The organism is Mesorhizobium sp. M4A.F.Ca.ET.020.02.1.1, assembly GCF_004022645.1.
In the GTDB taxonomy this organism is placed as follows: Bacteria; Pseudomonadota; Alphaproteobacteria; order Rhizobiales; family Rhizobiaceae; genus Mesorhizobium.
On the sequence record NZ_RZOI01000295.1, the window covers coordinates 1 to 6,843 of the forward strand.

Annotated in this window: 9 protein-coding genes; 2 read left to right on the top strand and 7 right to left on the bottom strand. The window is 65.5% G+C overall.

Annotated features, from left to right (window positions below):
* Positions 1-362 (bottom strand): 23S rRNA (pseudouridine(1915)-N(3))-methyltransferase RlmH (locus EN742_RS18735; protein WP_128333137.1); only part of this gene is annotated, 362 nt, incomplete at its 3' end.
* A 63-nt stretch (positions 363-425) separates the two neighbouring features.
* Positions 426-803, bottom strand: a complete 378-nt coding sequence (gene rsfS / locus EN742_RS18740) for a ribosome silencing factor (protein ID WP_126059326.1) — start codon at positions 801-803, stop codon at positions 426-428.
* A gap of 243 nt (positions 804-1,046) precedes the next feature.
* On the opposite strand from rsfS, the gene EN742_RS18745 reads away from it, so the two are divergent.
* Positions 1,047-1,904 (top strand): mechanosensitive ion channel family protein, encoded by an 858-nt coding sequence (locus tag EN742_RS18745; RefSeq protein WP_127404975.1) that lies wholly within the window; start codon positions 1,047-1,049, stop codon positions 1,902-1,904.
* Between the two features lie 15 nt (positions 1,905-1,919).
* Here the strand turns inward: EN742_RS18745 and EN742_RS18750 are convergent, their stop codons facing one another.
* The 4 genes from EN742_RS18750 to EN742_RS18765 form a co-directional block, all read right to left on the bottom strand.
* Entirely contained in the window at positions 1,920-3,209 is a 1,290-nt protein-coding gene (locus tag EN742_RS18750) for an MFS transporter (RefSeq protein WP_127404974.1), read from the bottom strand.
* A 75-nt stretch (positions 3,210-3,284) separates the two neighbouring features.
* Positions 3,285-4,055, bottom strand: a complete 771-nt coding sequence (locus EN742_RS18755) for a galactosyltransferase Lgt5 (RefSeq protein ID WP_127404973.1) — start codon at positions 4,053-4,055, stop codon at positions 3,285-3,287.
* Positions 4,052-4,684, bottom strand: a complete 633-nt coding sequence (locus EN742_RS18760) for a nicotinate-nucleotide adenylyltransferase (protein ID WP_245455340.1) — start codon at positions 4,682-4,684, stop codon at positions 4,052-4,054. Before EN742_RS18760 ends, EN742_RS18755 begins: the two co-directional genes overlap by 4 nt.
* Positions 4,685-4,706: 22 nt before the next feature.
* On the bottom strand, positions 4,707-5,987 hold the full coding sequence (locus tag EN742_RS18765; protein ID WP_128333138.1) for a glutamate-5-semialdehyde dehydrogenase: 1,281 nt from the start codon (positions 5,985-5,987) through the stop codon (positions 4,707-4,709).
* A 78-nt stretch (positions 5,988-6,065) separates the two neighbouring features.
* Between EN742_RS18765 and EN742_RS18770 the strand changes: the two genes are divergently transcribed.
* Positions 6,066-6,557: a hypothetical protein gene (locus EN742_RS18770; RefSeq protein ID WP_127404972.1), complete on the top strand. Its 492-nt coding sequence runs from the start codon at positions 6,066-6,068 to the stop codon at positions 6,555-6,557.
* Positions 6,558-6,571: 14 nt separating this feature from the next.
* Here EN742_RS18770 and EN742_RS18775 read toward each other — a convergent pair.
* The coding region (locus EN742_RS18775; RefSeq protein WP_348632863.1) for a PUA domain-containing protein at positions 6,572-6,843 on the bottom strand (272 nt) is incomplete at its 5' end.

Sequence of the window (6,843 nt, forward strand, 5' to 3'; positions counted from 1 at the left end):
GCCTGGTCGCGCAGCGACTGGTCGTGGCCGTCGGCGCCGCCGATGGCGATCACCAACGCCTTCCGGCCGCCGTCGCGCAGCAAGCCGAGGCGGCCGGCGAAATCCTCGGAGGAGAAATTCTTGCCGCGCTCGTCGAGCAGGACCAGCGCCGTGCCTTGCTGCAGCATCGTCTGCAGCTTCTGGCCTTCCTCGCGCCGGCGCTCATTGGCGGTCTGGGCGCGGCCTTCTCCAATCTCGACAAGGCCGGCATATTCCAGCCCCACCACCGGGCCGCTCTTGGCGAAGCGCTCGAAATAGCGGTCGGCGAGTTCTCTCTCGGGGCCGGCTTTCATCCGGCCCACGGCATGAACAGTGATCTTCATCCCTGCCTCGAAGAGCCGCAAATGCATGTCACCCAGGGATGGGGGACACGCACCAAATACGGCTCAGTGAAGGGTCTCTTCCTCGAGGTCCGGCGCCTGCCACATCTTTTCGAGATTGTAGAATTCGCGGACTTCGGGACGGAAGACATGGACGATGATATCGCCCGAATCGATCAGGACCCAGTCGGCGCCGGCCAGCCCCTCGACGCGCGCCATGCCGAGTCCGGCATCTTTCAGCGCCTTGAGGAGGTGATCGGCGACAGCCGAGACATGACGGTGCGATCGGCCCGAGGCGACGACCATGTAGTCGCCGAGGCTCGATTTCCCCTGGATGTCGATTGAGACGATGTTTTCGGCCTTGGAGTCTTCCAGACTGGCAAGGACTGTCTTGATGGCGCGGGACACGGCGTCGTTTCCGCTGATCCCGGCCGGCGAAGGCACGATGTCGGCCTTCTTCCGCAGTGCTGTTCTCAGTGTCTTTCCTTTCGCAGCAAGAACAACCAAATCACCCGCCAAATCAGGGCGACACCACTTAGATAGGCAGAGTTCCGTTGCAGTTTCAAGACGGCGACCCGTGCCGCCGCAAACGCGACCTCTTCCGATTGGTTCCGCTGGCCGGGAAAAATCGGGAACCCATCGCGTCCGCATGGGTTATCGGCTCGCCCACCAACCGGATTTCCCATGATGCCGATCGATCCCCAGGATACCCTCCTCGCCGTGCAGGCAAGCCTTGCGCAGCTCAGCAGTCTGATCGTTTCCTACTCCTTCTCGGCCATAGGCGCCGTCATATTGCTGGTCGTCGGCTATCTCGTCGCCGGCCTTGCCGAACGCTCGATCTTTGCCGGGCTCGGCCATGTCCATGGTTTCGACGCGACGCTGCGCCACTTCTTCTCGAAGATTGTGCGCTACGCCATCCTGATCCTCGTCGTCATCATGGTGCTCGGCCAGTTCGGCGTGCAGACGGCCTCGATCATTGCCGCTATCGGCGCCATCGGCCTCGCCATCGGGCTGGCGCTGCAGGGCACGCTGCAGAACATCGCCGCCGGCATCATGCTGCTTGCGCTGAGACCCTTCCGCATCGGCGAATATGTCGAGGTCGGCCCCATCTCCGGCACCGTGGAGGAGATCGGCCTGTTCGCCACCAGGCTGAGGACGGTCGACGGCGTCTATGTGCTGGCGCCCAATTCGACGCTTTGGAACCAGCCGGTGCGCAATTATACGCGCAACGGTGTGCGGCGCGGCGATGTCACGCTGACCATCGGTTCCTGGAATGACATCGACCTGGCGCAAAAGGTGATGCTCGGCGTCGCCGCCACAGAGCGGCGCGTCAGGCGCGAGCCGGTCCCGATTGCCTTCGTCTCCACCGTCGGAGACAGCGGCGTCGCCATCAGCCTGCGCTACTGGACCTCGGCCGCCGATTTCTTCGCCACTCAGATCGATCTTACCAAACGCGCCAAGCAGGCCTTCGACGCCGAAGGCATTTCGGTCCCGGCGCCGCCACCGGAAGCGCCGAGCCAGGAACCGTCCGTGACCAGGCAATAGGACGCAGGCTCAACGCTAATTGCCGGAGCGACGCTGCTCGTCCGGCGCGAAGGCGAGCTCCACCGGCAGCGGCGCCTGCGCGCACATCGGCGCGAAGCTGCCGGTCGCGGTGGCCGGAACCGGCCGTGCCGCCAGCATCCGCCACAAGACGAACAGGCAGAACGCCGAGGCAATGAAGATCCCGACATAGATGAAGGTTCCGGTGCCGTAGACCGCGGAAAGCGCCGTCACGATGCCCGGCACCACGAACCCGGCCAGCGACCAGGCAAAAAGCATCGAGCTCGACAGGGCCAGCAGGTCATCCTTGCCCGCGCGGTCGGCGGCGTGCGCGCTGGATAGCGAATAGATCGATTCCGACGCCCCATCCCAGATCAGATAGACCGCAAGCAGAACGCCCAGCGCCCCGCCGTCGAAGGTGATGGCGAACAGGCTGGCAACGAGGGCAAGCAGTGCCGCGCCGATCAGCACATAGCGCCGGTCGGTCCGGTCCGAGATCCAGCCGAGCGGTATCTGCAGGATCAGCGTGCCGACCGGCATGGCCGACAACAGCAGCGCCACATCCGCCTGGCTGTAGCCCTTGGCGGTGGCATGGATCGGCGCGAAACCGGAGATGATCATCGACAGGCCGCCGACGGCGAGCATGCCGGCGACGCCGACCGGCGAGATCCGCCAAGCGCGACCAAGCGCGACGGATGCCGCCTGCGGCGGTGGCGGCTGCGCCAGCCGCGTCATGCCGACCGGCAGGATCGACAGCGCCGTGAAGGCGATGCCGATCAGCGGCGCTGCCGACGTCCGGATGTCGATGGCGGCGAGCGTCGCATAGCCGACACCGAGGCCCGCGACATAGGCAACATAGAACACCGCCATGACGCGGCCGCGTATGGCATTGGCCACGGCATCGTTCAGCCAGCTCTGGGCGACGATGAACAGGCCGCATATGGCGAACCCGTAGAGCGCGCGCGCCGCGATCCAGATGAGCGGGATCGGCCCTGCGCCGATCGCGGCGTTGGAGAGCGCGATCAGCGCCGAAAGCACCATGAAGGCGCGCGCATGCCCGACCCGGCGCACCAGCGGGCCAGTCAGGATGCAGCCGGCGAGCCCGCCGGCCGACAGCCCGGTGACGATCAGCCCGGCCCAGGTCGGATCGAAGCCGTCGGCGCCGAGTCGCACCGGGATGAAGGCGAACATCAGCCCGTTGCCGATCGCGATCAGCGCCATCGACACGACAACGCTGGCAATGGCGATCAGCGGCGCCGGCTGCTTGCTATCCTCTCGCTCGATGGTGGTGCGGTTCTTCTCAAGCATTCGTGCAGCATCGCCCACCGCACGGCGAAAGGCCGCCGCAAAAGCGACATCGCCGGACGGGCAGCGGCGCCGACCTCACATGGCCAGAATTTCGCCCAACGGCGAGCTCGGCGGCACATCGGCCAGCCGCAGCTTCCAAAGCGAGCCGTGCCAAAGATGGATCGCCAGCGTTTCCGGCTTCACCACATCGGCGATGGATTTCCGGGGATCGAGCAGCGTGCCAGCGCCCTCGACATTGGGATAGAACACATCCACCGGCGAAGCCTCGCCCAGCAGCCCGTGCTTGCGCGCCAGATAGGTCAGCAGGGGTGGGCCGATCGAGGCATGCGGCAGGTCCTCGAATCCCCTCACCCTACCGAGCGCCCGCAAAGCGCCGAAGCGCAGCCGCTTGGTCCACGAATACCATTCGGGAAACCGCTTAGGGTGGTCGACCGTCTCGACCAGATCGGCGAGGATCGGCGAGCCAACGGGAAGGCTCAGCACCGCATTGTTGATGCGTGTCTCGCTTTCCCAGCCGAACAGATAGGGTCGCCGGCACAGCGGCCGCACGCAATACATGTCGCAGTCGATGTAGATCTCGGCGCCGGTGGCCAGGAGCTTGTAGCGGAAGATGTCGGCGAACAGCGCCAGGCCGCCATTGCGATGCCTGATGATGCGCTCACGTGGCAGGATTCTTGTCGCATCGACGAGTTCGACGCCAGCCGGCGCGTCGCCGGGGTCGTCATAGACATGCAGCAGCGTGCGGTGGCCTGCCCTGACGAAGGACTTCAGGCAGGCGGTGTGCATTGCCCCGAGCGGCCCGCCGATCCAGAAAGCATGAACCGCGGGCAGTCCGGGATCGGTCATGGCTTCGCCAGCTTGCGGATGGCGCTCGACGACAGCGACGAGCGCGGGCCGTGGATGAAGGTCCAGGCCGGCGCCTTCATGCGGGCTAGGCGCGGCGCGTCGCCCTCGTCGACGCGGGCATAGTCGAAGGTCTTGGCGACCACCGAGGACAGGAAGGAGAGCGTGGCGCCCGGGCGGTCGATGACGGCGATCGGGAAGGTCATGACGATCTGGCGCCAGCGCTGCCAGCGGTGGAAGGCGCGCAGCGAATCGGCGCCCATGATCCAGACGAAGTCGACGCCGGGATTGCGCGCCTTGACCAGCGCCAGCGTGTCGGCGGTGAAGCGGAAATGATGCGCGGCCTCGAAGGCGGTGACCTTCATCTTCGGGTTGCGGGCTGTCTTTTCGGAGAGTTCGATGCGCTCGGCGAGCGGCGCCAGCTCGCGCGTGCTCTTCAGCGGATTGCCCGGCGTCACCATCCACCACAGCTGGTCGAGCGCCAGGCGTCTGAGCGCGATCTCGGCGACCAGCGCATGTCCGGCATGCGGCGGGTTGAACGAGCCGCCGAACAGGCCAACCGCAACCCCTTTGCCGGCATGCGGCATGCGTAGATAGTGCGATGGGACGGCGGGCTCGGAAGAGGACAGCATCAGGCTCTTCCGGCGAAAAACGTCACGGCCTCACCTGTCCCGACCCGCGCACGCGGTATTTGAACGAGGTCAGTTGCTCGACGCCGACCGGCCCGCGCGCGTGCATTTTGCCGGTGGCGATGCCGATCTCGGCGCCCATGCCGAACTCGCCGCCATCGGCGAACTGCGTCGACGCATTGTGTAGCAGGATCGCCGAATCGATCTCGTTGAAGAAGCGCTCCACCGCCTGCGTGTCCTCGGCGAGAATCGCTTCGGTGTGGTGCGAGGAGAAGGTCTCGATATGCTCGATCGCGCCCGCGACGCCATCGACCAGCTTCACCGCGATGATGGCGTCGAGATACTCGGTCACCCAGTCGGCATCGGTCGCGGGACTAGCGTCGGAGAACGCCTTCAGCACCTCTCCGTCGGCATGGATCTCACAGCCCGCCGCCCGCAAGGCTACGAGGATGGGCACGAGATGGGTCGCCGCCGCCGCGCGGTCGACAAGCAGCGTCTCGGCCGCGCCGCAGACGCCGGTGCGCCGCATCTTGGCATTGACGGCGATCGTCACCGCCATGTCGAGATCGGCCGATCGGTCGACATAGACATGGCAGATGCCTTCGAGATGGGCAAAGACCGGCACCCGCGCCTCGCTCTGAACACGCTCGACCAGGCTGCGGCCGCCGCGCGGAATGATCACGTCGAGATTGCCGCCGAGGCCCTTCAGCATCTCGCCGACGGCGGCGCGGTCGGCGGTCGGCACCAGCTGGATGGCATCCTGCGGCAGGCCAGCCGCTTTCAGCCCCGCTACCATACAGGCATGGATCGCCGCCGACGAATTGAGCGAATCCGAGCCGCCGCGCAGGATCACCGGATTGCCGGCCTTGAGGCAGAGCGCGCCGGCATCGGCCGTCACATTCGGCCGGCTTTCATAGATGACGCCGACGACGCCGAGCGGCGTGCGCACTCGCTCGATGTGGAGTCCGTTCGGCCGGTCCCATTCTGCGATCACGTCGCCGACCGGATCCTTTAGCGCGGCGATCTCGCGAATGCCGTCGGCCATCGCCTCGATGCGCGACGGTGTCAGTTTCAACCGGTCCATGAAGGAACCGGAAAGGCCGGATTCCTCGCCATTCGAGACGTCGATTGCGTTGGCGTCGAGAATCGCCTGCTCGTTGCGAAGAATGGCTTCGGCCATGGCGACAAGCGCGGCGTTCTTGGCGGCGGTGGTGGCAATGGCCAGCGGTCGGGCCGCGGCGCGCGCCTGGCGGCCTGTCCGTGCCATCAAACTGGCTACATCTTCGCCTTGGTGTTTGTTCAGCATTTGACCGCTCCGGTGAAGCTTGGTGGATTTACACGCGGCCGGCCCTCGCGGCAATGGCTGCAAATTTGGGGGAGCAGCATGAAGAGCGCCATAATCCTGTTTGCTCTCGGCGCGATGCTGGCGCCGACAGCCCTACGCGCCGCCGATTACTGCGACGACAAGCTCGAACCCGGGGAGAGCATCGACGGCAAGGCTATGGCCATGGTGAGTTCCATGTTTTCCATCGGGCTTGCGGAGCGCTATTGCGGCGCACCACCGATGCCACTTTCCCAGATCTTCGTCATTGTCGAGGAGGCCCATGGGTGCGGGCCGCGAGCACGACTCGAGGACAAGTTCAAGAAAACGATGGAGGAAGAAGGTGGGCCAAAGGTAACGACGACCGCCGAATTCATCCGCGAGATGCTATCTGAAGGTGGAAACGATCTTCCCCAAGCCGAACTGGATCGACAAGCCAGGGCTGCCATCGAAACCGAGTTGGGAGGTTGCGGCGAACTTCTGAAAATGCAGCGAGACTTTCAGGAGAGGTACCGCAATCCACCCCAATGGCCGCCGGAGCCCGAGCGCCCATAATCGCGGGCCACGTCTCAGTTGGCGGCGCCGCTCACCACCAGATCGTCGCGGTGGATCATCGCCGAGCGTGCCTCATAGCCGAGCACGGTTTCGATCTCGGCCGTCTTCAGGCCAGCGATCCTTACGGCATCGGCGGCGTCGTAGGCAACCAGCCCGCGCGCGATCTCGCGGCCCTCGGGCGACAGGATCGCCACCGTATCGCCGCGCGAAAAATTGCCGCTGACCAGCTTGACGCCCGCCGGCAGCAGCGACTTGCCCGATAGCAGCGCGCCGATGGCGCCGGCAT

Bases quoted from the DNA above. Each gene is read 5' to 3' on its own strand.
- EN742_RS18745 (WP_127404975.1), top strand. From the start codon at position 1,047: ATGCCGATCGATCCCCAGGATACCCTCCTCGCCGTGCAGGCAAGCCTT.
- EN742_RS18750 (WP_127404974.1), bottom strand. From the start codon at position 3,209: ATGCTTGAGAAGAACCGCACCACCATCGAGCGAGAGGATAGCAAGCAG.
- EN742_RS18755 (WP_127404973.1), bottom strand. From the start codon at position 4,055: ATGACCGATCCCGGACTGCCCGCGGTTCATGCTTTCTGGATCGGCGGG.
- EN742_RS18760 (WP_245455340.1), bottom strand. From the start codon at position 4,684: ATGCTGTCCTCTTCCGAGCCCGCCGTCCCATCGCACTATCTACGCATG.
- EN742_RS18765 (WP_128333138.1), bottom strand. From the start codon at position 5,987: ATGCTGAACAAACACCAAGGCGAAGATGTAGCCAGTTTGATGGCACGG.
- EN742_RS18770 (WP_127404972.1), top strand. From the start codon at position 6,066: ATGAAGAGCGCCATAATCCTGTTTGCTCTCGGCGCGATGCTGGCGCCG.